The sequence below is a fragment of the Pseudomonas sp. ES3-33 genome (assembly GCF_000952175.1).
Lineage (GTDB): Bacteria > Pseudomonadota > Gammaproteobacteria > Pseudomonadales > Pseudomonadaceae > Aquipseudomonas > Aquipseudomonas gregormendelii.
Window position 1 is genome coordinate 1 of the sequence record NZ_JZRI01000044.1, and the last position, 25,058, is coordinate 25,058.

The following is a 25,058-nucleotide window of genomic DNA, read 5'->3' on the forward strand; positions in this document are numbered from 1 at the left end:
CCGTAACGTGTTGATTTATTGCAATAAAAAACTACAGGATAGGGCTTTCGGCTTGTTTCACGAGTCCCTGTGCCACCGCGGCTTCCTGGTGCTGGGCAGCAAGGAGACACCGGAGTTTTCAGCCTTCGGCAAGCAGTTCGAACCCTTGGTCAAACAAGAACGGATCTACCGCAAATCATGAGCCATTCTTCGATTGAAGCCATCGTGATCGGTGCCTCGGCAGGCGGGGTCGAAGCCTTGCTGAACATTCTCAGCCCGCTGCGCGCAGGCTTCATGCTGCCGATCATCGTCGTGTTGCACCTGCCGGATGCGCGCCGCAGTCATCTGGCCGAAGTGTTCGCCCGCCGGGTCTCGATGCCGGTGCTGGAAGCAAGTGACAAGACGCCGGTAGTGCCGGGCACGCTGTATTTTGCGGCGCCCGGTTATCACCTCTCGGTGGAACAGGACCGGACCTTCTCCCTGAGCCTGGAAGATCGCGTGCACCACTCGCGCCCGGCCATCGATTACCTGTTCGAATCGGCGGCCGATGCCTATGGCGTCAACCTCGCTGCAGTGCTGTTGACCGGCGCCAACCGGGACGGTGCCAGCGGCCTGGCACAGGTCAAGGACCGGGGCGGCCTGACCATCGTCCAGGATCCACAAGAGGCGCAGGTGGCCACCATGCCGTTGGCGGCATTGGCCACCCACCAGCCGGATCACATTCTTCCCATTCACGGCATCGGCCGTCTGCTTGTCGAGCTGGAACGAATCGCATGCTAAGTAATATTCAAGCCAAACTGCTGATCGTCGACGATCTGCCGGAGAACCTGCTGGCGCTCGAAGCGCTGATCAAGCGTGAAGACCGCATGGTCTACAAGGCCTTGTCCGCCGACGAAGCCCTGTCCCTGCTGCTGCAGCACGAGTTCGCCATGGCCATTCTCGACGTGCAGATGCCCGGCATGAACGGCTTTGAACTGGCCGAGTTGATGCGCGGCACGGAAAAGACCCGGAACATTCCGATCGTGTTCGTCAGCGCCGCCGGTCGCGAGCTCAATTACGCGTTCAAGGGCTACGAAAGCGGGGCAGTGGACTTCCTGCACAAACCGCTGGATATCCATGCGGTCAAGAGCAAGGTCAATGTGTTCGTCGACCTGTATCGCCAGAGCAAGGCGATGAAGCAACAGGTCGAGGCGCTTGAGCAAAGCCGTCGCGAGCAGGAAGCGCTGCTGCAGCAATTACAAAGTACCCAGCTGGAACTGGAGCAGGCAGTGCGCATGCGCGATGACTTCATGTCGATCGTCGCCCACGAAGTGCGAACGCCGCTCAATGGCTTGATCCTGGAAACCCAGCTGCGCAAGATGCACCTGGCCCGGGAAAACGCCGCCGCTTTCACCCTGGACAAGATGCACGCCATGGTCGATCGCGACGAACGGCAGATAAAAAGCCTGATCCGCCTGATCGAAGACATGCTGGATGTTTCGCGGATTCGTACCGGGAAACTGTCGATCCGCCCAAGCCGCTTCGATCTCTCGGCGCTGGTGCGTGGTTTGCTGCAAAACTTCGCCCCGCAAATCGACGCGGCCGAGTCGTCGGTTTCCCTGGATGCCGATGAACCGATAGAGGGCAATTGGGATGAATTTCGTATCGAACAAGTGATCTCAAACTTGTTGACCAACGCTTTACGGTACGGCGCCAAAAGCCCGATCGCCGTGAAGGTGTACAGTGAGAACGGTCAGGCGCGGGTAGAAGTGCAGGATCAAGGGATCGGCATCGGTGAAGAAAACCAGAAGCGGATCTTCCAGCAATTCGAGCGCGTCACGGCCAAGCATGCCGTCGCCGGCCTGGGCCTGGGCCTGTTTATTTCAGAACAGATTGTGACGGCCCACGGCGGTACCATTACGGTCGAAAGCCGGATTGGCGAAGGCGCCCTGTTTCGCGTTTGTCTGCCGCTGTAGGAAATCAGGCAGATAAACGCAACCTCTGGTCGACCCCACGGTCGTATCAGCAGCTATTGACCGAACAAAGGCTTCCCATGAGTGAAGATGCGCAAGATGTAGTACTTGTCGTCGAGGATGACCCCTCGATATTGATGGTGTTGTCCGCTTATTTATCGGGCGAGGGCTACCGCGTGCTGCAGGCTGAGAACGGCGAGGAGGCCTTCGCTATCCTCGCGAGCAAACCTCACCTGGACATGATGATCACCGACTTCCGCCTGCCCGGTGGCATTTCCGGCGTGCAGATTGCCGAGCCCGCAGTAAAATTGCGACCGGAACTGAAGGTGATCTTCATCAGCGGCTACCCGCAGGAAATCCGCGAGACCGACAGCCCGATTACCCGCAAGGCACCCATCCTGGGCAAACCATTCGATCTGGATGTGTTGCAGGAATTGATGCGGGACATGCTGTCGTAGAAGCTGCGAAGACACCCCGCAGCAGCTGCGTACGACCTGCGTAGGAGCTGCGTAGGAGCTGTCGAGTGAAACGAGGCTGCGATCTTTTGATCTGAAATAATCCAGCGCGATCCCTCGATCCCGAAATCAAAATCAAAAGATCGCAGCCTTCGGCAGCTCCTACCGGTCACAAACCGGCCAAACCCGGTCAAACCCGGTCAAAGCGGGTCAAGCCAAGCCAAAACCGGTCAAAAAAGCCTGCAGGCTCAAATATGGGTCATCTCCCGCACCTTCGCCGTCAACAGGTCGAAGGTGAAGGGCTTGGTGATCATCTGCATCCCAGGGTCAAGAAACCCGCCACGCACCGCCGCGTGTTCTGCGTAACCGGTAATGAACAACACCTTGAGATCCGGCCGGAACTGCCGCCCGATCTCCGCCAGCTGCCGCCCGTTCATGCCAGGCAGCCCGACGTCACTGATCATCAGGTCGATGCGTTGCGTCGAGTCGAGAATCGGTACTGCGCTGTCTGCGTCGCCGGCTTCCACATAGGCGTAGCCAAGATCGCTCAGGACCGTGCTGACGAGCACTCGCACCGCCGGATCATCTTCAACGATCAACACTGTCTCGCCGTTTCGCGCGTAGGGCGCATGAGGTGCATCCACCGGCAAATACTGTGGCACATCACCGCCAAAACGCGGCAGGTACAGGCTCACGGTAGTGCCCGCACCCACTTCACTGCTAATGGCCACATGACCCCGAGACTGCTTGCTGAAACCATAGATCATCGACAGGCCCAGTCCCGTGCCCTGGCCGATGGGCTTGGTGGTGAAGAAGGGGTCAAAGGCCCGGCTGATGGTGCTTTGTGGCATGCCGCAGCCGTTGTCCGTGACGCTGAGCATCACGTAGTCGCCCGGCGCCAGATTGGCATGGGCGTCGGTAAAGGTCGCATCCAGGTGTTCGTTGCGAGTCTTGACCACCAGCTTGCCGCCGTTGGGCATGGCGTCCCGGGCATTGATGACGAGGTTGAGCAGGGCGCTTTCCAGCTGATTGGGATCGGCCTCGGCCACCCACAGTTGCTGATCCAGCTGCATGTCCAGCTGAATGCTTTCGTCAATGCTGCGCTGCAACAGCTCGCCCATGGAGACCACCAGGGCGTTCATCTCCACGGGTTTGGAATCCAGCGACTGGCGGCGTGAAAACGCCAGCAGCCGGTGGGTCAGGCCGGCGGCGCGATTGGCCGAGGTCACACCCAGGTCGATCAAGCCGTCCAGGTCGTCCGTGCGACCACGGGCCAGACGCCGGCGTAACAGCTCCAGGCTGCCAATGATCCCGGTCAACATGTTGTTGAAGTCGTGAGCAATGCCACCCGTGAGCTGTCCCACGGCTTCCATTTTTTGCGACTGGCGCAGGACTTCTTCGTTATGGCGCAACTGCGCGGTGCGTTCCTCTACCTGCTGTTCCAGGGTTTCGAGGGTATTCTGCAGGCGTAGCTCGCTCTGACTCAGGTCGATCAGCCGGTCCCTGGCTTCGTACTGTCGTCGGCGCCCGCGCAAGGCGGTGGTGACCAGGCTGATCAAGGTCACCGGATGAAAAGGGCGCTCAAGGAAGGTCACGTTGCCCAGTTGCGGGCTGAAACGCGAAGCGGGGTTTTGCTCAGGGCCACCATGATAAGTCATCAATACGATGGGCAGATCCGACCATGCCGGCTGTTGCTCGATCAGGCCCACCAGGGGTTCGAGATCGCCGCCCAACAAGGCCTCAGAAGAAATTAGCAACAGCCCGGCACCCAGAACAAGCTCACTGCACAGGGACGTCAGGTCGCGGGTGATGATCCCGGTAAATCCGGCTTCGTTGAGCATCATCAGGGCGATCTGGCTGTCACGTCCCAATGGCGCGAGAATGATCGCGCGCTCGGACTTTGCTACCTGAGCCGTCACGGGGCTTCGTCCCCGAGTAACGGCTTGCGGGCGCCCATGTAGGTAGGTACGCCGCGCAGAACACCCTGGAAAGCATCGAGCGGCTCGCCGATGGTCATGCCCTTGCCGCTGATACGGTATTCACGGATGGTGGATTCGTGGCTGCCGGTGCGCTTCTTGATGATGGAGATCGCGCGGCGAACCTTGCCCAACGCTTCGAAATAGCGCAGCAGGATCACCGTGTCAGCCAGGTAGGTAATATCGACGGGGGCCTGCATGTCGCCTACCAGGCCGTGCTGGGCAACGGTCATGAACGTCGCGGCGCCCCGACGGTTGAGGTACAGCAACAACTCGTGCATGTGCAGGACCAGGGCATTTTCTTCCGGCATGGCGGCCTGATAGCCGTTGATGCTGTCGATGACCACTGTCTTGATTCCGCGTTCATCCACGTAACGGCGCACCCGGTGGGAAAATTCGCCGGGGGACAGCTCGGCCGCGTCGACTTGCTCGATCATCAGGTTGCCGGTGTCCTGCAGGGCCTTGAGGTCAATGCCCATGTTATTCATGCGCTCGAACAGCAGCCCCAGTTCTTCGTCGAAGATAAACAGCGCGGCCTTTTCCCCGCGCAGCACAGCCGCTGCCGCAAAGATCATCGAAATCAGCGATTTGCCCGTACCGGCGGGGCCAAGGATGAGGGTGCTGGAGCCGGTTTCGATGCCGCCGCCGAGCAGGGCATCAAGCTCTTTGATGCTGCTGGTCATTTGGGTGCGGATGTACTTGCCGCGGTGTTCGGCGGCCACCAGACGGGGGAATACATGCACGCCGTCACCCATGATGGTGAAGTCGTGGAAACCTCCGCGGTACTTCTGGCCGCGGTATTTCACCACACGAATGCGCCGGCGTTCGGCGCCGTAGTTGGGTGTCAACTCTTCCAGTCGAATGACCCCGTGCGCGACGCTGTGCACGGTCTTGTCCAGGGATTCGGTAGTGAGGTCATCCAGCAGCACTACGGTGGCGTCGTAGCGCACGAAGTAATGCTTGATGGCGAGGATCTGCCGACGATAGCGCAGCGAGCTCTGGGCCAGCAGACGGATCTCGGAGAGGCTGTCCAGTACAACGCGGGTCGGCTTGACGCGCTCGACCACTTCAAAAATCTGCCGGGTCGCTTCGCCAAGCTCCAGGTCGGAGGAATACAGCAGGCTTTGCTGATGTTCGGCGTTGAGCAGGCTTTCCGGAGGTGTCAGCTCGAAGATGTGGATGTTTTCGTCCAGTTCCCAACCGTGGGACAACGCGCCCTGACGCAACTCTCGTTCGGTTTCCGAAAGTGTGATGTACAACGAGCGCTCGCCGGCTCGAGCGCCGGCCATCAAAAAATGCAAAGCAACGGTGGTTTTGCCAGTACCGGGTTCACCCTCCAGCAAAAAAACGTGTCCGCGGGACAAGCCACCGGCCAGGATGTCATCCAGACCTTCGATACCGGTAGCGGCCTTTGCGCTGAACAACTCGTTAGATGTAGACAAAAAAAGCCCTCTCATGACTAGGGGAAGCGAGGCCGCAGGCCTGAAGTGCCTGCTCGGACTGCCTGATCACTTGACCTTGTGCCATCACGGCGGTTCCACACTATTTGCGGTTTTGGCGTATTTTGGGCTTCAACGAGTTGTGGGTTATTCAGGATTTAGGGCTTTGGCAAGTTGTTGGGTATGCAGGATTTTGAGAGCAAAGCTAACGTTGCTTCTACTGGACCCAACTTGCCTCAAAGCCCCTGCTGCAACGCCGGATCATCCGGGTTCATCTGCTCAAGCTGAGCCAGCAGAATCTGCACATTCTGCAACTGCCCGCTTTCCTTCCAGTAATTGATCAACAACACCCGGGCCCGACGATCGGCGGGATGGCGCTGGACTATTTCCTGCAACTGCTTCTGCGCCGCTTCCAGTTCCTGCTCATCGTGCAACGTGGTAGCCAGGTCGTAGCGGTAGTCCTTGTTATCAGGTTCCAGCTCTACCGCCTTGGCCAAACCCAGAACGGCATATTCACTCTGCCCGTGATGCAGCAACCACATTCCGAGAGCATGCTGCAGGTAAGCCGAATCCGGCTGGGCTTTCAACTGCTTGGCCAACAGCAGCCGGGCGGCGTCGCTCTGGCCTTGCCTGTCCAGTACGTCGATTTGCATCACCAGCGCCGGCAGATTGGTGGGGGCCAGTTGCAGAGCGTTCTCCAGCGCCTGCTGCGCCTCCTTCAGGTCACCGTTATGCAGATGCAGCAGAGCTAGCTGGTAATAATTGTCAGCGCTGGGCGGTTGCGCCTGCAGATCCTTCTCCCAGGCATCAATGGCCTGTTCCAGCGGCCCGAAATACAAGCCAAGCTCATCCGGGGACAGGCCGAGCAAGGCATTTACCGCGGCATAACGCACCTGCTGTTCGCGGTCATCGAGCAATGGCCCGATCAACAGGCTGCGCTGGCCATTGGGCACCAGGGCGCTGATGGTCTTGACGGCAGCCACGCGCACCTTCGCCGATTCGTGTTGCAAGTCGGCATCCGCCAGTTTGAGGGCGACCGAGCTTGGGTAGTTAGGCAGTTCGGCGTGCAGCCAGATTCGTCGTTTATCGGAGATGTCGGGGCGCGCCAGTTGTTGATAGAGCACCCGCGCAGCGCCAGGTTTGCCGGCTCGGGCCTGCTCCAGCGCTTCGCTGTAACCCCGCTTGATCGCAGGCGGGACGTCGGGGGTGGTGCTGCGCAGGAAGAACCAGGCCAGCACAACGGCGAACAGCGCGCAGAGGCTGATGATCAGGTAGCGGCGAGACTGGGGCATGCAGGAATCCATTGCTGACAAGCTTGTGCAAAGCCGTCAGCTTCGGTCAGGCAGGGCCTGGAGTCAAACCCTGACGCGTGCTAATGAAATGCATCGACAGACTGCCCCCAGTGACTACGCTTGCAGGGACAAGACTGGTCGAGCGCATCCATGCAGCCGCTGCTTCAATATTTCAAGGCAATGTTCAACCCCGGGCCAGGGGTGTTGTTGTTCGCCTTGAGAACCATCGCCGCCGGCCTGCTCACGCTGTACCTGGCGTTCCTGTTCGACCTGGACCAGCCAAAATGGTCGATCATGGCGGTGGTCATCGTCAGCCAACCCCTGGGCGGCATGACCCTGGCGCGCAGTTTCGGCCAGGTCATCGGTACCACCCTGGGCGCCGTGGTCGCCGTGCTGATCATGGCGATTTTCCCCCAGGCGCCGCTGCCATTCATTCTGACCCTGGCCTTGTGGCTGGCCCTGTGCACCGCAGGGGGGACGTTGTTGCGCTACACCAGTTCCCAGGCCTTCGTGCTCAGCGGTTACACCGCGGTGGTAGTGGCCTTGCTCGCCGTACCCGAGCCGGATGGCATCTTCCTGCTGGCGGTAACCCGTGTCACCGAGACCTTGCTGGCGGTGGCGTGTGTCTGCGTGGTGAGCCTGCTCACGGCGCGCCCGGAGTCAGTCGCCCGGGATTACTTCACCCGGATCGACCAGGTCATCAAGCTGCTCGCCACCCACGCCGCCGCTGTTATCCGCACCGAGGAAAGCGAGGACGATTTCCATCGTCGGCAAATGCAGTTGTTGGGCGAAATCAGCGCCCTGGAAGGCGTGCGGCGTCATCTGTATTTCGACGCGCCGCGGCTGCGCAGTGCCAACGCTCTGGTGCAACTGCTGGGTAACCAGCTGGTGCTGCTGACGTCACGCCTGACTGCTCTGCGGCACCAGCGGCTGCTGCTGACTGAACGTTGGGAGGGCGAACTGCCGGAAGAAATACTGCAGATTCGCGCCGAAGAACTGACATTCCTCGACGAACTTGCTTTGCAGGGCCGTTCGCTCGCGGCCGAGTCTCGCCAGCATTTCATCTTGTTGCAGCACCGCTTCGATGAGCTTGCCTATCGCGCCGAGCAACTGACCGAGGCCATGCCGGCGACGTTGCGCTCGCTGGCCTGGTCGCTGCGCTGGGAACAGGCACGCCTGCTTGAGCAGCTGGGGCAGATTCTGGAGCTCAGCGATGCGATTCAGGAGGAGCGCCGCGCCAGCTCGGTGTTCCGCGGGCAGAATAACCCGTTGCACCTGGATTTCACCCTGGCGGCCATGAACGCGGTGCGGGCCTTTACAGCGTTGGTGGTGGCCGGTCTGATCTGGATCGAGACGGGTTGGGACGGCGCCCGCGGAGGGATGGTGCTGGTGGGCATTCTCTGCTCATTGATGGCGACATTCCCGCGGCCGCTGTTGGCCGCGCAGAGTTATGCCCGAGGGCTGGGATTGGCACTGGTGGTGTCAGCGCTGTATCAGTTCATGCTGGTGCCGATGATCAGTGACTTCGAAATGCTCGCGCTGTTGCTGGTGCCCTTGCTGTATGCCGTGGCGGTGGGTTTGGCCAGCCCGCCCACTACCGGCACCGGGATCGGCCTGGGGTTATCCACCTTCCTTCTGCTGGGGCCGCAGAACGCGGGGATCGGCCAGAATACGGCCATCCAGTGGTTCGAATTTGCTGGCGCGTACATGTGCGCCACGGCGCTGGCATTGAGTGTCTATGCGCTGATTTTTCCCTTCCGGCCAGCCTTGCGCATCCGCCGGCTGTACTTCGAGAATCGGGCGCAGGTGTATGCCTTGTTGAAGGCCGCGGCCAGCGACGAACAGCAATTCGCCTTCGAGAGCCGCATGGTCGACAGGGTCACCATGATGCTGGGGCTGCTGCCCGCCGCGAGCGACAAAGACTCCAGGGCATTTTTCGAGTTCAGCCTGGGCTGCATGGCGTTAGGCGTGGCATTGAACCAGCTGCGACAGCAGGGGCAGGGCAACAGTTTGCTGGACGAAGAAGTGCAAAGTCGCTTGCTGGCCACCGTGCGCGAGACCGGGCGTCTGATCGCAGGGCGCCAGGGTATTGAACTGACTGCCGTGCTCGGTAGCCTGCACCAACTCGGTGATTACCTGGACACTTTGCATTCGGGCGCCCATGAACATTTGTGGAGCGTGTTCCGTATGCGCGTTGCGCTGTTGATTGTGGTGTCGTTCCTGGAGCGCCACTCGGCGCATTTTCAAACGGTGGACGTGGAAGGAGTAGCTGATTTTGCCCATTGATCTGGAAGTAGGCGGCGTCTATCTGCCGCCAATCGCCCAGGCCCTGCTGCTGGCCCTGCCGGTTTTCCTTGCCTTGGACTGGGCCCTGCGGCGCATGGGGGTGCTGCGCTTTGTCTGGCACGAGGCGCTGTTCGAAGGCGCATTGTACGTGTGCGTGTGTGCCGCCCTGATACTGGTGATGGGAGCCTGACACCTTGAAAAAATTACTGCCCCGTCTAACCACCCTCGCCGTAGTGCTGCTGGCCTTCTTACTCGGCTGGTTTGCCTGGAATCACTACACGCGTGCGCCCTGGACCCGTGACGCGCGGGTGCGTGCCGACGTGGTCACCTTGTCGGCCGACGTAGCAGGGCGCATCGTCAGCCTTGGCGTGCAGGACAATCAACATGTTGCCAAGGGCCAGCTGCTGCTGGAGATCGATCCGGCGCGATACACCCTGGCCGTTGAACATGCCAGGCGTGCGGTAGAAGTATCCAAGGCCACGCTGGGGCAATCCGAGGCGGCGATCGTGTCCAGCGAGGCATTGCTCAAGCAGCGTGAGAGTGAGGAAAGACGCCGGCGCAAGCTCAAGGAAGGGTTCGCGATCTCGGGTGAGGAGTGGGAGAAATCCAGTACCGAGGTGGCGGTGGCCAAGGCCGAGTTGCTGCGCAACCAGGCTAACCTGGGCTTGGCCCAGGCCAATGTGCAACTGGCAATTGCGGCGCTGACCCAGGCCGAACTCGACCTGCAACGCACCCGCGTGGTGGCACCGGTGAGTGGCTATGTGACCAACCTGCTGACCCGCGAGGGTGACTATGCCCCGGCGGGCGGCGCGTTACTGGCGCTGGTGGACAGCGATTCCTTTTATGTCGCGGGTTATTTCGAGGAAACCAAATTGCCGCGCATCCAGGAGGGCGACCCCGTGAAGATCGAATTGATGAGCGGCGAGACCTTCGCTGGCACGGTGCAAAGCATCGCCTTCGCCATCGCCGACCGGGAAAACCTGCCAGGTGGGCGTCTGCTGGCCAACATCAACCCGAGTTACACCTGGGTAAAACTGGCACAGCGGGTGCCGGTGCGCATAAGGATTGATCCTGCCTATGCGGCAAAAAACCGCCTCCGGGCGGGGACAACCGCGACCGTGACCGTGCTGGAGAACACCCGACAACAGGAGCGATAAAAGCTTGCGCAATTGATGGGTGGGCCGCCTTGAGTGTGCCTCCCACCTACCTGCCAAACGCGCAAAAAAAACCCCACGACCGGATGAGGCGCGGGGTTAAACAATCGGTTGGTTGCGGCCAACCAAAGGGGCTCTTGAAGCTGTTACTGACTGGCGACCGTCTCCGGTGCCCAACCGCCGCCGAGGGCCTTGTAGATCGCGACGATGCCGCGATACAGATCGACCTCGGCCTGGGCCTGGGTATCTTCTGCTGCCAGGCGCTCACGCTGCGCGTCGAGCAGCACGAGGAAGTCGGCCGTGCCTTCGCGGTAACGGATTTGCGCCAGGTCGGCGGCCGCACGGCTTGATTCACTCTGACGAATCAACGAAATCAGGCGCTGTTGGCGTTTGCCATAGTCGCTGAACGCATTTTCCGATTCTTCCAGTGCCAGCAGCACCTGCTGTTCATAGGTCGCCAGCGCGCCTTCGGCATCAGCATCGGCACCGCGCAAACGGGCGCGCACGCTGCCCAGGTCGAACGCCGCCCAGGTAATACTTGGGCCCAGCGCCCAGGCGTTGGCCGCTGCGGAGCCGATCTGCGAACCACGCCCGGCGGTAAAGCCAAGGAAGCCGCTCAGACTGACCCGGGGGAACAGATCGGCCTTGGCCACGCCAATCCGCGCAGTGGCCGACGCCAGCCGGCGCTCGGCACTCAGGATGTCGGGACGGCGTTGCAACAGCTCTCCCGGATCACCGATCGGCAAAGCCTTGGCGATGGCGGGCAGATCTTTGGGGCCTAGATCGACACTCAATTTGTCCGGGCGCTCACCGAGGAGAGTGGCAATGCGGTTTTTCTGCCGCACCTGCTCGGCTTGCAACTGCGGCACGCTGGCTTCAACCGATGCCAGGCGTGCATCGGCCCTCTCGACATCAAGCTGATCACCGACGCCGGCATCACGCAGGCTGATGGTGATCTTGCGCGACTCCTGCTGATTGTTCAGGTTGGCCAGGGCTATCTTTTCTCGCAGCTGTGCGCCGCGCAGCTGACCGTAGGAATCGACCAGCTCGGCAATCATGGTGACTTGCAGCTGGTACAGATCGGCCTCGATCCCTTGCTGTTCAGCATCGGCCGACTCCAGGTTGCGCTGGATGCGGCCAAACAGATCAATCTCCCAGGCCATGTCCAGGCCCAGGTCGTAACGTTCGCTGTTGACCCGGCTGGTGGTCTGGCCTGGAATCTGCCCCTTGCCAAGGTCGCTGCTGGCGCGGCTGGTGATGGTGGGCATGGCGTCATTGCTGACATCGTCACGAATCGCCCGGGCGGCTTTCCAGCGCGCAAAAGCCACTCGCAAGTCGCGGTTGCCTTGCAGCGACTGGACCACCAACTGGTTGAGGGTCGGATCTTCAAATTGCTGCCACCAGATGCCTTCGAAACGCGAGCGGTCGAAGTTTTTCTGGCCGCCAGTACCTTCGGTCGCCGCCGTGATATGGGCCGGCTCCGTCGCAGGCGTCTGATAGTCCGGGCCTACGGCGCAGGCGCTAAGAGCCAGCACCAGCAGGCTCGGCAGGAAGGCTTTCAGGCTCATTGTTGCGCCTCCAGTTTCAGGGCCTTGGCCGCTTTGCGTTGTTCGCCGCGCTCCACGAAATTACGAATCAGCACATAGAACACCGGCGTCAGCAACAGGCCGAAGAAGGTCACCCCAAGCATCCCGGAGAACACCGCGACACCCATGGCGTGCCGCATTTCGGCGCCAGCACCACTGGAGAACACCAGGGGTACCACACCCATGATGAACGCAAAGGAGGTCATCAGGATCGGCCGCAGACGCAGGCGGCAGGCTTCGAGCACCGCCGCCAGCGGGCTCATGCCTTCCTCCTGTTTATCCTTGGCAAACTCGACGATCAGAATCGCGTTCTTACAGGCAAGCCCCACCAACACTATCAAGCCGATCTGGGTAAAGATGTTGTTGTCGCCGCCGGAGGCAATCACACCGACAATCGCCGACAGCAGGGTCATTGGCACGATCAGAATCACCGCCAGAGGCAGGCTCCAGCTTTCGTACTGCGCCGCCAGTACCAGGAACGCCAGCAGTACGCACAGTGGGAACACGAACAGCGCGGTGTTGCCGGACAGAATCTGCTGGTAGGTCAGGTCGGTCCATTCGTACGTCATGCCGTTCGGAAGTTCTTCCTTGAGCAGTTTTTCGATGGCTTTTTCCGCTTGTCCGGAGCTGTAGCCCGGGGCTGCCGCACCGTTGATCTCAGCGGTAATGAAGCCGTTGTAGTGCATGACGCGGTCCGGCCCCGAGGTGTCGCTGACCTTGATGAAGGTCGCCAGCGGGATCATTTCACCCCTGTTGTTACGCACCTTGAGCTGGCCGATCTGATCCGGTTCGAGGCGGAACTGCTGTTCGGCCTGGACATTGACCTGATAGGTGCGACCAAAGCGGTTGAAGTCGTTGGCATACAACGAACCCAGGTAGATCTGCAGGGTGTCGAAGATGTCACTGACCGCCACGCCGTGGGTCTTGGCTTTTTCCCGGTCGATGGCTGCATCGACTTGCGGCACGTTCACGGTGTAGCTGGTGAACAGGCCGGCCAGTTCCGCCACGTTGTGGCTCTTGTTGATGATGTTCATGGTTTCCTTGTACAGCTCGTCGTAGCCCAGGTTGCCCCGGTCTTCGATTTGCAGGCGGAAACCGCCAATGGTGCCCAGGCCTTGTACCGGCGGCGGCGGGAAGATCGCCATGTAGGCTTCCTGGATCCCGGCGAACTGGCCGTTCAAAGCACCGGCGATGGCGCCGGCAGACATGCTTGGGTCCTTGCGCTCGTCGAACGGTTTGAGCGTGACGAACACAATGCCGGCGTTCGGGCTGTTGGTGAAACCATTGATCGACAGGCCAGGGAAGGCAACCGCACTGTCCACGCCAGGCTGTTTCAGGGCCAGGTCGGACATGCGCTTGATCACGTCTTCAGTGCGATCCAGGCTCGCCGCATCCGGCAGTTGTGCAAATGCCACCAGGTACTGCTTGTCCTGGCCGGGTACGAAACCGGTCGGCGTGTTGGCGAAACCGAAGAACGTCAGCACCATCAGGCCGGCATACAGGATCAGGGCAATACCGCTGCTGCGGATAACCCGCGCCACCGTGCCGACATACCCATGGCTGGCCTTGTCGAAGAAGCGGTTGAATGGACGGAACAACCAGCCACCGAACAACTTGTCGAGCCCCCGGGAGAAGCGGTCTTTGGGTGCGTCATGGCTCTTGAGCAATACCGCCGCCAGCGCCGGCGACAGGGTCAGCGAGTTAAACGCCGAGATCACCGTCGAGATCGCAATGGTCAGGGCGAACTGTTTATAGAACTGCCCGGTGAGGCCGGAAATGAATGCCGCCGGAATAAACACCGCACACAACACCAGTGCCGTGGCGATGATCGGCCCGGTCACTTCGCGCATGGCACGCTTGGTGGCCTCGACGGGGGTCAGCCCCAGTCCGATATTTCGCTCGACGTTCTCCACCACCACGATGGCGTCGTCCACCACGATACCAATGGCCAGCACCAACCCGAACAACGACAGGGCGTTGAGCGAGAAGCCGAATAAATGCATAACCGCAAAGGTACCGATCAGCGATACCGGCACCGCCACCAACGGAATGATCGAGGCGCGCCAGGTTTGCAGGAACAGGATCACCACCAGTACGACCAGGATCAGTGCTTCGAACAGGGTGTGAACCACCGCCTCGATGGAGCCTCGCACGAAGATCGTCGGGTCATAGACGATGCTGAAGTCCATGCCTTCCGGGAAGTTTTTCTTCAGCTCCGCCATCTTGTCGCGGACCTGGTTGGAGATTTCGATGGCGTTGGAACCAGGACGCTGGAAAATCGGAATCGCTACTGCCGGTTGATTGTTCAGCAGTGAACGCAGGGCGTATTGGCTGGAACCCAATTCAACCCGGGCGATGTCCTTGAGGCGGGTGATCTCACCGTTGTCCCCGGAGCGAATGATGATGTTCTCGAACTCTTCCTCGGACACCAGGCGACCCTGGGTATTGACCGACAACTGGAACGCCGTGGCATTCGGTGCGGGCGGGGCGCCCAGGGCACCGGCTGCCACCTGGCGGTTCTGCTCGCGAATGGCGGTAACCACATCGGTGGCCGTGAGGTTGCGCGAAGCCGTCTTGTTCGGATCGAGCCAGACCCGCAGGGAGTAGTCGCCCATGCCGAACAGCTGCACATCACCCACACCGCCCAGGCGCGCCAGCTCATCCTTGATGTTGAGCAGGGCATAGTTGGACAGGTACAGCATGTCGTAGCGTTTGTCCGGCGAGGTCAAGTGCACGACCATCGTCAGGTCGGGTGAAGCCTTGTCTACGGTGATACCAATACGCGTCACTTCCTCGGGAAGTTTGGGCTCGGTACGGGTGACGCGGTTCTGCACCTGCACCTGCGCATTATCCAGGTCGGTACCCAGGGCGAAGGTGATGGTCAGGGTGATCTTGCCATCGGCGGTCGACTGCGAGGACATGTACAGCATGTTCTCGACGCCGGTGATGGCTTGCTCCAGGGGAGCCGCCACGGTCTCGCCGATGACTTTGGGGTTGGCACCAGGGAAGTTGGCGCGCACCACGACGGTCGGCGGTACCACTTCCGGGTATTCGCTGATGGGCAACTGGAACAGCGAGATCGCACCGGCAATCAGGATCAGCAGCGACAAAACCGCTGCGAAAATCGGCCGGGATATGAAGAATTGGGAAAAATTCATCGGAGTTGTCGTCCCTTAACCGCGTGGAGTCGCGGCAGCCACTTTCACAACCGAGCCCGGCGCGACCTTGGCAGGTGCGACTTGTGGCAGGTTGCTGGCTTCCAGCGCTTGTCGTTGTTGGGCGAGTGCCGCGAGGGTTTGCTCGCTGGCCATCGGAATCACTTCAGGGGTGACCGGTGAACCGGGACGCACACGTTGCAGGCCCTTGACGATCACCGTGTCATCTTTGCTCAGGCCGCTGCGCACGATGCGCAACCCTTCGATCTTCGGCCCCAGCTCGACCGCGCGGTAAGCGGTGTTGTTGTCGCCATCCATCACCAGCACGAACTTCTTGCCCAGGTCAGTACCGACCGCTTCATCGTTGATCAACACGGCGGAGTAGGTGCCGCTGCCGACCAGTTTCAGCCGCGCATAAAGGCCCGGGGTGTAGGCGCCGTCAGTGTTGTCGAATACCGCGCGACCACGGATGGTGCCGGTTTTCGGGTTGACCTGGTTGTCGACAAAGTTCATTACACCCTGATGCGGGTTGCCGTCTTCGTTGGACAGGCCCAGGTACACCGGAGTGGTTGCACCGCGTTTGCCCTGGCGCGCCAGCTGGGTGTATTTGAGGAACACGCGCTCGTCGGCGTCGAAGTAGGCATAGACCTTATCGGTGGAAACCACGCTGGTCAGCGCCGTGGTGTCGGCCGTCACCAGGTTGCCGGCGGTGATCTCCGCACGGCTGACGCGACCGCTGATGGGCGCGGTGACTCGGGTGAAGCTCAGGTTCAGTTTCGCCAGGTCGAGTTGCGCTTGCAGGGCGCCGACGGCTGCGCGGGCTTCTTGCGAAGCACTGGTACGCGAATCGGCCAGCTCTGCGGAAATCGCATTGCTGCTGCGCAGGCGTTCACCGCGCTGGGCTTCGTTTTCACTGCGGGTGGCGTTGGCACGCGATTGCGCAACCAGGGCTTCGAGGCGGCGGACCTCTGCCTGGAACGGACGCGGGTCGATCTGGAACAGCAGGTCACCTTTCTTGACCAGCGCGCCTTCAGTGAAGGCTACTTCATCGATCTGCCCGGAAACCCGCGGACGAATTTCCACGGTCTCCGGCGCTTCGAGGCGCCCGGTGAATTCGTCCCATTCGTTGACTGGCTGTTCCAGCACCTTGGCCACGCTGACCTTGGCAGCTGGCATGGCGGCCGCTGTCTCCGGCGTCTTGCCGCAGGCGCTCATCACCAGTACGGCCAGCATGGCCAACGGGAAGCGCAAATGTTTGAGTGACTGTTCCATGGATGCATCCGCCAATGTATTAAGAATGGACGGATGATGATCGGCGGGGTTGTATCGCACGAATCGAATGAAGCGAAGGTAACTATCATTCGGAATGATATAAGAATCAATTCAGCCCCCTAGCATGCGCTTTTCGTTAGGTGGCTATCAATATGCCTGATGGTAATTGTTTGTTGCGGGACGTGTAAGGATTGGTCTCTGCCCGACAATGAGTCGGTAGTCGTGGGTCGGGCGAAGGCAGTCTTGCTTTTTGCCGCTCATCTAAACAGGCTTTCGGCCTTTAATGCCCCGGTAGCTCAAGACTGTCCGGATCCCCGAAAAACATCTGGATCCGCGAGCGCAACCAGCGCTCTCCAGGATCGTTGTCCTGCGAGCCACGCCAGGCCATGTGCAGCTCGAAACTGCGCACCGGCAAAGGCGGGTCCTCGGCGCGCACGCCGCCGGCGGCAGTCAGAGCATCGGCGGTGTAATCGGGCACGGTGGCGACAATATCCGTCCCGGACAGCAACGTGCTCAAGCCGTTGAACTGCGGTACCGCGAGCACGACATGGCGCTTGCGCCCAAGTTTTTCCAGCTCTTCATCGATAAAGCCACTGAGGTCACCGGCGAACGACACCAGGGCATGGGGGCGGGCGCAGAAGTCGTCCAGGCTCAGGGGGCCCGGCACCGTATCGGCACGCAGCAGTTTGGGCATGCTGCGGCGCAGCACCTTGCGTTTGGCGTTGGCCGGAAGGTCGGCGGTGTAGCTGACGCCGATGGAGATCTCGCCCGAAGCCAGCAAGGCCGGCATCAGGATGTAGTTGGCGCGGCGCACTACCAGCACGATCCCTGGGGATTCGGCGCGCAGGCGCTTGAGCAGCATCGGCAGCAGGGCAAATTCGACATCATCCGACAGCCCTATGCGAAATACCGCCGTGCTGGTGGCTGGGTCGAATTCTGCTGCGCGGCTGACGGCCGTGGAAATCGAATCCAGTGCCGGGGAGAGCAGGGCGAAGATCTCCACCGCCCGTGCGGAAGGCTCCATGCTGCGTCCGGTGCGCACGAACAACGGATCATCGAACAGCCCACGCAGGCGCGAGAGCGCGGCGCTGATCGCGGGCTGGCCAAGGAACAATTTCTCCGCAGCGCGGGTCACACTGCGCTCGTGCATGAGTGTTTCGAATACGATCAACAGGTTCAGGTCGACACGACGCAGGTCATTACGATTCATCTGGAGTCCTGGCAGAGTCAAGGCTTGACGGGGGCGGTCATATGAGAACAATGACCGGCATGAATCTTACGGGGAAAGGCTGGTACTCTGCACCGAATAATTCATTTTTACCGATGCAGTTCGCCCATGTCCTGGCCAACCGTTGATCCTTTCGAGGGTGCGGAATCAATGACAGGCATGTCGACTATTAATAGCCACTGATAGTCTTGGCTACAAAGCCCATATAGAGTTCGGGGCATTAGAGGTTTCTTTGACGAGGTTTGCGATGTCACGCACGATCCGTTTTCACAAGTTTGGTCCGGCCGAGGTGCTCAAATGCGAAGAGCATGCGGCTGCTTTGCCCGCGCCGGGCGAAGTGCAGGTGCGCGTCGAGGCGATTGGCATCAGCTGGTACGACATTCTCTGGCGCCAGAACCTGGCTCCCTCTCATGCTCGCCTGCCTTCGGGCCTGGGGCATGAAATGTCTGGCGTGGTCACGGCGCTCGGAGAGGGCGTCGACGACCTGGAAGTGGGCGACAAGGTTGCCAGCTTCCCGGCGCAGAGCCCGAATGATTACCCGGTGTACGGCGAACAGATTGTACTGCCACGCACTGCGCTGACCCGTTACCCGGATGTACTCAGCCCGGTTGAAGCCAGCGTGCACTACACGCCGCTGTTGATCGCCTATTTTGCTTATGTCGACCTGGCACGGGTCAAACCCGGCCAGTTCGCCCTGGTCACTGACGCCAGCCACTGTGCCGGTCCGTCTTTTGTGCAACTGGGCAAGGCGTTGGGCGTACGGGTTATCGCGGCGACGAAGAATGCCGAAGAGCGGGAAAACCTGCTGTCCCTCGGGGCGGAAAAAGTCATCGTCACCGAGGAACAGGATCTGCTGATGCAGATCAACAAGATCACCGATAACCGTGGCGTTGACGTGGTGTTCGATGGCTTGGGTGGCCCGCAGATGTCAATGCTCGGCGATGTCCTTGCACCCCGTGGCAGCCTGGTGCTGTACGGTCTGCAAGGGGGCAACCAGACGCCGTTCCCGGCCTGTGCAGCGTTCCAGAAGAACATTCAGTTCTTCGTCCACTGCATCGGTAACTTCACCGGCAAGCCGGAACTGGGCATCGTCCAGGACCAGGTGTCGCTGCAGCGTGCCCTGCGCGATATCAACCAGCTGACGGCGGACCGCGTGCTGCTGCCACTCAAGACTCGGGTGTTCCCGTTTGCCGAGTTCGTCGAAGCCCACCGCTACATGGACGAATGCCCTTGCCGCGAACGGGTCGCGCTTCAAGTCGAACCGGCCTGACGTCCCCCCCCCTGAAAAAGTCCGTGACCCACACGGACTTTTTTGTTTTCGGGTTTTAAACAAACCTCCTGTTTCTCTTCCGGGCAGCCTGTTCAGCAACTGAACTGGTTTTTCCCCACCATCTGTATCTTCTAATCAGCCAGTAAGCCTTGATAATTGAACGATTGCTTTCATCTCAAGGAATGTGTCATGACTGAGTGTCAAGTTGTTACTTTTCAGTACAGTCCGTTGATATGCGCCAAACAATCTGTTGATCGTCTTTCAGTGATCAAAAACGCACTTGTAGCTTTATTCCTAAATTCTCGTAGTAATTATCTGTCAGACATTGTGGGATATTTCCTAGGACGCAGAGTAAGCCCTCTAACTCAAGGCTTTTGAGCGGTTTCTTTGAAACTATCGGTGATGAAGCCTTGGGCGCGGCTCATTTATTTCAAATAATGTCTTGTCCCTTTAAATGCTAGCATTTGGTAATAAATCTCCGTCGTCAGAATGGAACGGGCAAAGCGCTGCGCAAAAATTATTTGCGCGGGTCGTGATATCGATTTTCCAGCACCAGGTATATAAATATGACTAGCATCCATGATCAAGCCATGAACCATGTCTACCAACAGATATTGCAACGGTTACTGGGTTTTTTCTCTCGCGCCGAACGCACGGCGTTACAGCTGTTAATTCAGCGCCTGGTAGTTGCCGCAGGTGGCATGGAGCGCCTTGCCGATTACAAGGTATTGGTGATTCAGACCGGGTCCCGGGACAGTTGTTACACCCTGGCGCTGTTGCGTGCAGCACAGTTGAGCATCGCCGGCCGCGCACCGGCCACCTTCCAGCTGCGTGTCGCGTCGTTGCAGCAGAGCGGCGTCAGCGCCACCGCGCTGGACAACATCCACAACAGTTACAGCGCTTTGTTCCTTTATGACGACCCGCGGGTCGAAGTGCTGAGGGCCGACAATCGTGAGGTGCTGCCGTTCACTCAGCCAGCGCCAATATCCGAAGCCGGGCGCGAGGTCAGCCGCCTGAACCTGCTGATGGTCGGACATCGCCGCGACAGCGATGATGCCCTTGATCTCTGGGACAACGGATTTCTCGCCACGGGCGAGTTCTATGGCCAGATCGCGCGGTGGGATGGTGGGGTAGACGCCTTGGTCAGTAGCGAGACACCACGCCAGCAGAAGCAATTTTTGTACGGCTTCAAGCGGGCGACCGCCAAGGCCGGCCTCTTGCCGTCGCGGTACACTGAACACGGCTACGAAGATCTGTTCACGCTGCTCGATGAGCTCGGCCCGGAGTACTATCAGGGGTTTGAGCCCGAGCTCATGCAGCCGCACTGGCGTCCCGCTGAACTGTTCGAAACCTGCCGGCGCGCGACCTTCATCGACATACACGACATGCTGGTCAGCAATCTTGAGCAGCGCTGGCCGCTGCTGACCGAATTCCTGGGCTTCCAGCCCGACGGACTGATGGCCTACGCGAGCGATAATGAGCTCGTCAGCCTTGAACTGAGCGCTCATGTACGCGGTTTACAGGCCTGTTTCATGCACGGCGACAGCTATGAATCAGGGGTCGCCGAGTTCTTCCAGCGAGCACTGGTCATGATGCGCCGCAAGCAGCTATCGGATGGCTTGTGCCAGCAGGCTGCGCAAGTGTTTGGCCAAATCACCACGGATGCCGAACAGCGTGCCCTGGGCACTGCATATGCGCAGAAGAATCTTGGCCTGAGCGAAGCGCAGCTGGTGTGCCTGCTGTTCGCGCCTTTCGTCGACAAGGGCGCGAGGCTGGAGGGTTTCCTGCGCCGGTGCCATCCCGGGATGCTGATCGCCGTGCCGGATTTGCACCGAGCCATGCAAGGCCACGCTGTGCCCGAGCAGATCCTGCAATGGATGGTGGATGTCAGCGGCTTGCCGCTCGCGTTGATTGGCAAGCTTTATCGCATGGAGCGGGCAGTTGAAGATGCACCAGGCGCGTCCTCGATCAGCTGCGATACGGGCAACACCCAAGCGAGTGACTGGTCAACGGGGCGTTGAATGGCGTGCGAGAAACCGGCTTCGCCTACCAGGCGGTTTACCGCTACCTGACCCAACTGATCAATGAGTCGGCCAGGGACGCCCGGGTGCGCCTCCCTTCCTTGCGCCAATTGGCCGACCGCTTGAGCGTCTCGATCTCGACCGTCCAGTCTGCCTACTCGCTACTGGAGAAAGAGGGGCGGGTTTACTCCTTGGCCAAGTCGGGGTACTACGCAGTGCCGGTGTCGTCCATCGACACCCTGGGTCATGGTCACGATCTGCTGGAAACCGTTTACGTCAACGCCCGAAACCCGTCCATGCTGGTGCTCAGCGCCGACGAGCCGACCCTGTTGCAGCCCCTGGACAGCCCTTTGCTGCTGCTCGAGCGGGAACTGCTACGCCAGTACCCGCGGCAGCCGCAATCGTCAGCGCAGCCCTGCGGCGAACTGGAACTGCGGGCGGCACTGGCGGCGCGGTATACCACCTCGCCACAGCGCTGCTGGCACGCCGAAGACGTGTACATCGGCGCGGATCTGCGTGGCGTGCTGGAGATCCTCATCGAGGTGCTGAGCCTCAGGCATTCCACGGTCGTGGTGGAATCGCCTTGCGAGTGGCCCGTGCTGCGCCTGTTCGAGTCGGCCGACGTCAAGGTCGTTGAATTGGCCGTACAAGCCGATGGCGAGCTGGATGTCGACACGCTTGAACGGGCGCTGCAGCTGAATCCGGTGCAACTGGTGCTGTTGTCCTCGCGGTTGAATATGCCCCGCGCCAGCCTGGCGTCCGAGGACAACCGGCGCGCCATTGCGCGGCTGCTGGAGCGGCATGCCTGCTGGGTCCTGGAAAATGACTGCCACGGCGAACTCGGCTTCGATCCGGACGGCCTGCGCTTTCGCGACCTGCTGGACCCTGATCGGCTGCTGGTCTATTCAACGTTTGAAAAAATCATCGGGCCTGAGGCGCCCTTTGGCTATGTGCTTTCGCGGCACCTGCGCATGCAGTTGCAACGGCAATTTCTGTTGCGCTCGTTCCGATTGTCGCCGATTCGCCAGAAAGCCATCGCACGCCTGTACATCAACGGGCGGATTGATCAGCACCTTCAGGTGTTGCGTCGCCTGCTCAAGGATCGCTCGGTACAGATGAGCCAGTTGCTGAACGAACGACTGGGCGATGCCCTGAGCTTTGTCGAGCCCCAGGGCGGCGCAACGATCTGGGTACGCTCATTGCGCCAGGTGGATGTGCGCCGGGTGTTCCATCGCTTGCTGCAACACCAGGTATTGATTGCCCCCGGCGAGTTGTTCAGTTTGCAGGGACTGCATGCGCAGCACATGCGTCTGAGCCATACCTTCGGCGGCGATCATGACCTGTCGGCCGCCATCGGCTTGCTCGGTGACGCGTTGCGCCTGGAGTCGCTGGATTAAGCAAAGCAGGGGTGTCGTGCACGTGGGGGATCGATCTGATCGCGTTGTGGTCAAACTGCCAGTAAACTGCGATTCAATTCCCGAACCAATAGATTCCAGAGGTTTTGCATGACACTCAATCCTTTTGCGGGCAAACCTGCACCGGCAGAACTGTTGGTCGATATCCCGCGACTGGTAACGGCCTACTACACTGGCCAGCCCGACGCCGCCATCTCCACCCAGCGCGTCGCGTTCGGCACCTCAGGGCACCGCGGCAGCTCGTTCGATTTGAGTTTCAACGAATGGCACGTCCTGGCGATCAGCCAGGCCATTTGCCTGTATCGCCAGGCGCAGGGCATCGACGGCCCGCTGTTCGTCGGGATCGATACCCATGCATTGTCCACTCCGGCGGGCGCCAGCGCCCTGGAAGTACTCGCCGCCAACGGCGTCACCGTAATGATTGCCGAGGGTGACGAATACACCCCAACGCCGGCCATCTCCCACGCCATCCTGTGCTACAACCGTGGCCGTACCTCGGGCCTGGCCGACGGCATCGTCATTACGCCGTCGCACAACCCGCCACAAAGCGGGGGCTACAAGTACAACCCCACCAATGGCGGCCCGGCTGACACCCACATCACCAAGTGGATCGAAGCCAAAGCCAATGAACTGCTGGGCAACAAGCTCGCCGGCGTCAAGCGCATCAGTTACGAGCAAGCCCTGAAGGCCGAGACCACCCATCGCCACGACTACCTCAATACCTATGTCGCCGACCTGATCAACGTGATCGATTTCGATGCCATTCGCGCCGCCAAGCTGCGCCTGGGTGTAGATCCGCTGGGTGGAGCAGGGGTGCGTTACTGGTCAGCGATCGCCGATCACTACCAACTCGACCTCGAAGTGGTCAACAAACAAGTGGATCCGACCTTCCGCTTCATGACGGTCGACTGGGATGGCCAGATTCGCATGGACCCCTCGTCCAGCCATGCCATGCAAGGCCTGATCGGCCTCAAGGAACGCTTCGACGTGGCATTCGCTTGCGATCCGGACCACGATCGCCACGGCATCGTCACGCCGTCGGGTGGTCTGTTGGCACCCAACAGCTACCTCGCTGTGTCGATAGATTACCTGTTCCAGAACCGTCCACTGTGGCGCGCCGACGCTGCCGTGGGCAAGACCGTGGTCAGCAGTGGCCTGATCGATCGAGTGGCCAAGCGCCTGGGTCGGCGATTGTATGAAGTGCCGGTCGGCTTCAAATGGTTTGCGGACGGCCTGTTTGACGGTTCCCTGGGCTTTGGCGGCGAAGAAAGCGCCGGTGCCTCGTTCCTGCGCAAGGACGGTGGCGTCTGGAGCACCGACAAGGACGGTCTGATCCCGGCATTGCTGGCTGCAGAGATGACCGCCCGCACTGGGCGTGATCCGAGCCAGGCTTATCGCGCCCTGACAGATGAGCTGGGCGAACCGTTCTCGGTACGGGTCGACGCCAAGGCCAACCCGGAACAGAAAGCCTTGCTGAGCAAATTGTCGCCTGACCAAGTGACATCGACCCAACTGGCCGGGGAAGCAATCCAGAGCATCCTCAGCCATGCACCGGGTAACGACCAGGCCATAGGCGGACTGAAAGTCATGACCGAAAACGGCTGGTTCGCCGCGCGCCCGTCCGGCACCGAAGACATCTACAAAATCTACGCCGAGAGCTTCGTCAGTGACGAGCACCTCAAGCTACTGGTTGCGGAAGCGCAGACACTGGTGGACGGCGCTATTTCCTCGAAGTAATCAGGATAGGGCCACGCAACAGCGAAAGGGGCGACCGTCGAGGTTCGCCCCTTTTTTTCGTTGATGGCCTTGCCGGTCAAGCCAGGTCCACCAGCACCACTTCACTGTCTTCAATGGCAGTCACTCTCAGCACCTGCTCGTCTGCAATCGCCACACCGTCTCGAGCTTGTGCCTGCAAGCCATTGACTTCAATACGCCCGGTGGCTGGCACGAGGTAGGCACGGCGGCCGCCGTCCAGACGATATTCAGCTGTTTCCCCGGCCTTGAGGTTGGCCGCGACCAGGCGGGCATCCGCACGAATCCGCAGGCTTTCATCATCTCCCGCCTTGCCGCTGGCCAAGGTTACAAATCCTTCGCGCTGACCTTTGGGAAATGGTTTGGCGCCCCAGGATGGCGCCGATCCAGCTTCGTTGGGGATGATCCATATCTGGAAAATCCGCGTCTCGGTCGCTTCCAGGTTGTACTCGCTATGGGCAATCCCCGTGCCGGCACTCATGACCTGAACGTCACCGGCTTCGGTGCGCCCCTTGTTGCCAAGGTTGTCTTCGTGGGTAATTGCGCCTTCACGGACATAGGTAATAATCTCCATGTCCCGGTGCGGATGCTTCGGAAAACCGGTGCCCGAGGCAATCACGTCATCATTCCAGACCCGCAGATTGCCCCAGTTCATGCGCTTGGGGTCATGGTACTCGGCAAATGAAAAATGGTGATGTGCGTCCAGCCAGCCATGATGAGCGCCGCCAAGGGAGATAAAGGGTCTGAGTTCAAGCATGATCGTCTCCTGCCAAAAGGTGATTTATGGCGATCATCATCCATCAGTCACACATCGATAAAAAGCGTA

The 25,058-nt window shown here is 60.2% G+C and carries 18 protein-coding genes and 1 pseudogene; 11 read left to right on the forward strand and 8 right to left on the reverse strand.

The genetic code is table 11. The features are described 5' to 3' along the window. The 4 genes and pseudogenes from UB23_RS05695 to UB23_RS05710 all read left to right on the forward strand — a co-directional run. A pseudogene (locus tag UB23_RS05695) lies at positions 1 to 181 on the forward strand (CheR family methyltransferase); the annotation flags it as partial. Next, on the forward strand, positions 178 to 759 hold the full coding sequence (locus tag UB23_RS05700; RefSeq protein WP_045058358.1) for a chemotaxis protein CheB: 582 nt from the start codon (positions 178 to 180) through the stop codon (positions 757 to 759). The pseudogene UB23_RS05695 and the gene UB23_RS05700, both read left to right, overlap by 4 nt. Further along, positions 753 to 1,934 (forward strand): hybrid sensor histidine kinase/response regulator, encoded by a 1,182-nt coding sequence (locus tag UB23_RS05705; protein WP_045058359.1) that lies wholly within the window; start codon positions 753 to 755, stop codon positions 1,932 to 1,934. The genes UB23_RS05700 and UB23_RS05705 overlap by 7 nt, the downstream gene beginning before the upstream one ends. Positions 1,935 to 2,011: 77 nt before the next feature. Next, entirely contained in the window at positions 2,012 to 2,389 is a 378-nt protein-coding gene (locus tag UB23_RS05710; RefSeq protein ID WP_045058360.1) for a response regulator, read from the forward strand. Between the two features lie 245 nt (positions 2,390 to 2,634). On the opposite strand, the gene UB23_RS05715 is transcribed toward UB23_RS05710, so the two are convergent. The 3 genes from UB23_RS05715 to UB23_RS05725 form a co-directional block, all read right to left on the reverse strand. Further along, positions 2,635 to 4,305, reverse strand: a complete 1,671-nt coding sequence (locus UB23_RS05715) for an ATP-binding protein (RefSeq protein ID WP_045058361.1) — start codon at positions 4,303 to 4,305, stop codon at positions 2,635 to 2,637. Further along, positions 4,302 to 5,804: an ATPase domain-containing protein gene (locus UB23_RS05720; protein ID WP_045058362.1), complete on the reverse strand. Its 1,503-nt coding sequence runs from the start codon at positions 5,802 to 5,804 to the stop codon at positions 4,302 to 4,304. The genes UB23_RS05715 and UB23_RS05720 overlap by 4 nt, the downstream gene beginning before the upstream one ends. Before the next feature lie 233 nt (positions 5,805 to 6,037). Next, entirely contained in the window at positions 6,038 to 7,093 is a 1,056-nt protein-coding gene (locus UB23_RS05725; RefSeq protein WP_045058363.1) for a tetratricopeptide repeat protein, read from the reverse strand. 150 nt (positions 7,094 to 7,243) lie between these two features. Here UB23_RS05725 and UB23_RS05730 point away from each other — a divergent pair, with 150 nt between their 5' ends. Genes UB23_RS05730 through UB23_RS05740 form a run of 3 tightly spaced genes read left to right on the forward strand, consistent with a single transcriptional unit; the run spans position 7,244 to position 10,536 of the window. Continuing rightward, on the forward strand, positions 7,244 to 9,379 hold the full coding sequence (locus UB23_RS05730) for an FUSC family protein (RefSeq protein WP_045058364.1): 2,136 nt from the start codon (positions 7,244 to 7,246) through the stop codon (positions 9,377 to 9,379). Further along, positions 9,369 to 9,569 carry a DUF1656 domain-containing protein gene (locus UB23_RS05735; RefSeq protein ID WP_045058365.1) on the forward strand — a complete coding sequence of 67 codons (201 nt, stop codon included), beginning with the start codon at positions 9,369 to 9,371 and terminating at the stop codon, positions 9,567 to 9,569. The genes UB23_RS05730 and UB23_RS05735 overlap by 11 nt, the downstream gene beginning before the upstream one ends. 4 nt (positions 9,570 to 9,573) lie before the next feature. Next, positions 9,574 to 10,536 (forward strand): HlyD family secretion protein, encoded by a 963-nt coding sequence (locus UB23_RS05740; protein ID WP_045058366.1) that lies wholly within the window; start codon positions 9,574 to 9,576, stop codon positions 10,534 to 10,536. Positions 10,537 to 10,679: 143 nt separating this feature from the next. On the opposite strand, the gene UB23_RS05745 is transcribed toward UB23_RS05740, so the two are convergent. The 4 genes from UB23_RS05745 to UB23_RS05760 form a co-directional block, all read right to left on the reverse strand. Continuing rightward, positions 10,680 to 12,101 (reverse strand): efflux transporter outer membrane subunit, encoded by a 1,422-nt coding sequence (locus tag UB23_RS05745; RefSeq protein ID WP_045058367.1) that lies wholly within the window; start codon positions 12,099 to 12,101, stop codon positions 10,680 to 10,682. Then, a complete protein-coding gene (locus tag UB23_RS05750; RefSeq protein WP_045058368.1) occupies positions 12,098 to 15,277 on the reverse strand; it encodes an efflux RND transporter permease subunit in 3,180 nt (1,059 codons plus the stop codon). The genes UB23_RS05745 and UB23_RS05750 overlap by 4 nt, the downstream gene beginning before the upstream one ends. A 15-nt stretch (positions 15,278 to 15,292) precedes the next feature. Beyond that, positions 15,293 to 16,546 (reverse strand): multidrug efflux RND transporter periplasmic adaptor subunit MexE, encoded by a 1,254-nt coding sequence (gene mexE, locus UB23_RS05755; protein WP_045058369.1) that lies wholly within the window; start codon positions 16,544 to 16,546, stop codon positions 15,293 to 15,295. Between the two features lie 280 nt (positions 16,547 to 16,826). Then, positions 16,827 to 17,756 (reverse strand): LysR family transcriptional regulator, encoded by a 930-nt coding sequence (locus UB23_RS05760; RefSeq protein ID WP_045058370.1) that lies wholly within the window; start codon positions 17,754 to 17,756, stop codon positions 16,827 to 16,829. 265 nt (positions 17,757 to 18,021) lie between these two features. Here UB23_RS05760 and UB23_RS05765 point away from each other — a divergent pair, with 265 nt between their 5' ends. The 4 genes from UB23_RS05765 to pgm all read left to right on the forward strand — a co-directional run bounded on the left by UB23_RS05765 (position 18,022) and on the right by pgm (position 24,217). Continuing rightward, positions 18,022 to 19,044 (forward strand): zinc-dependent alcohol dehydrogenase family protein, encoded by a 1,023-nt coding sequence (locus UB23_RS05765; RefSeq protein ID WP_045058371.1) that lies wholly within the window; start codon positions 18,022 to 18,024, stop codon positions 19,042 to 19,044. A 566-nt stretch (positions 19,045 to 19,610) separates the two neighbouring features. Next, positions 19,611 to 21,065: a hypothetical protein gene (locus tag UB23_RS05770; RefSeq protein ID WP_082069132.1), complete on the forward strand. Its 1,455-nt coding sequence runs from the start codon at positions 19,611 to 19,613 to the stop codon at positions 21,063 to 21,065. After that, positions 21,062 to 22,462, forward strand: a complete 1,401-nt coding sequence (locus UB23_RS05775) for an aminotransferase-like domain-containing protein (RefSeq protein WP_045058372.1) — start codon at positions 21,062 to 21,064, stop codon at positions 22,460 to 22,462. The genes UB23_RS05770 and UB23_RS05775 overlap by 4 nt, the downstream gene beginning before the upstream one ends. A gap of 108 nt (positions 22,463 to 22,570) precedes the next feature. Beyond that, positions 22,571 to 24,217, forward strand: coding sequence for a phosphoglucomutase (alpha-D-glucose-1,6-bisphosphate-dependent) (gene pgm / locus UB23_RS05780; protein WP_045058373.1), 1,647 nt, complete (start codon positions 22,571 to 22,573; stop codon positions 24,215 to 24,217). Between the two features lie 76 nt (positions 24,218 to 24,293). Here the strand turns inward: pgm and UB23_RS05785 are convergent, their stop codons facing one another. After that, on the reverse strand, positions 24,294 to 24,989 hold the full coding sequence (locus UB23_RS05785; RefSeq protein WP_045058374.1) for a pirin family protein: 696 nt from the start codon (positions 24,987 to 24,989) through the stop codon (positions 24,294 to 24,296). Between the last annotated feature and the right edge of the window lie 69 nt (positions 24,990 to 25,058).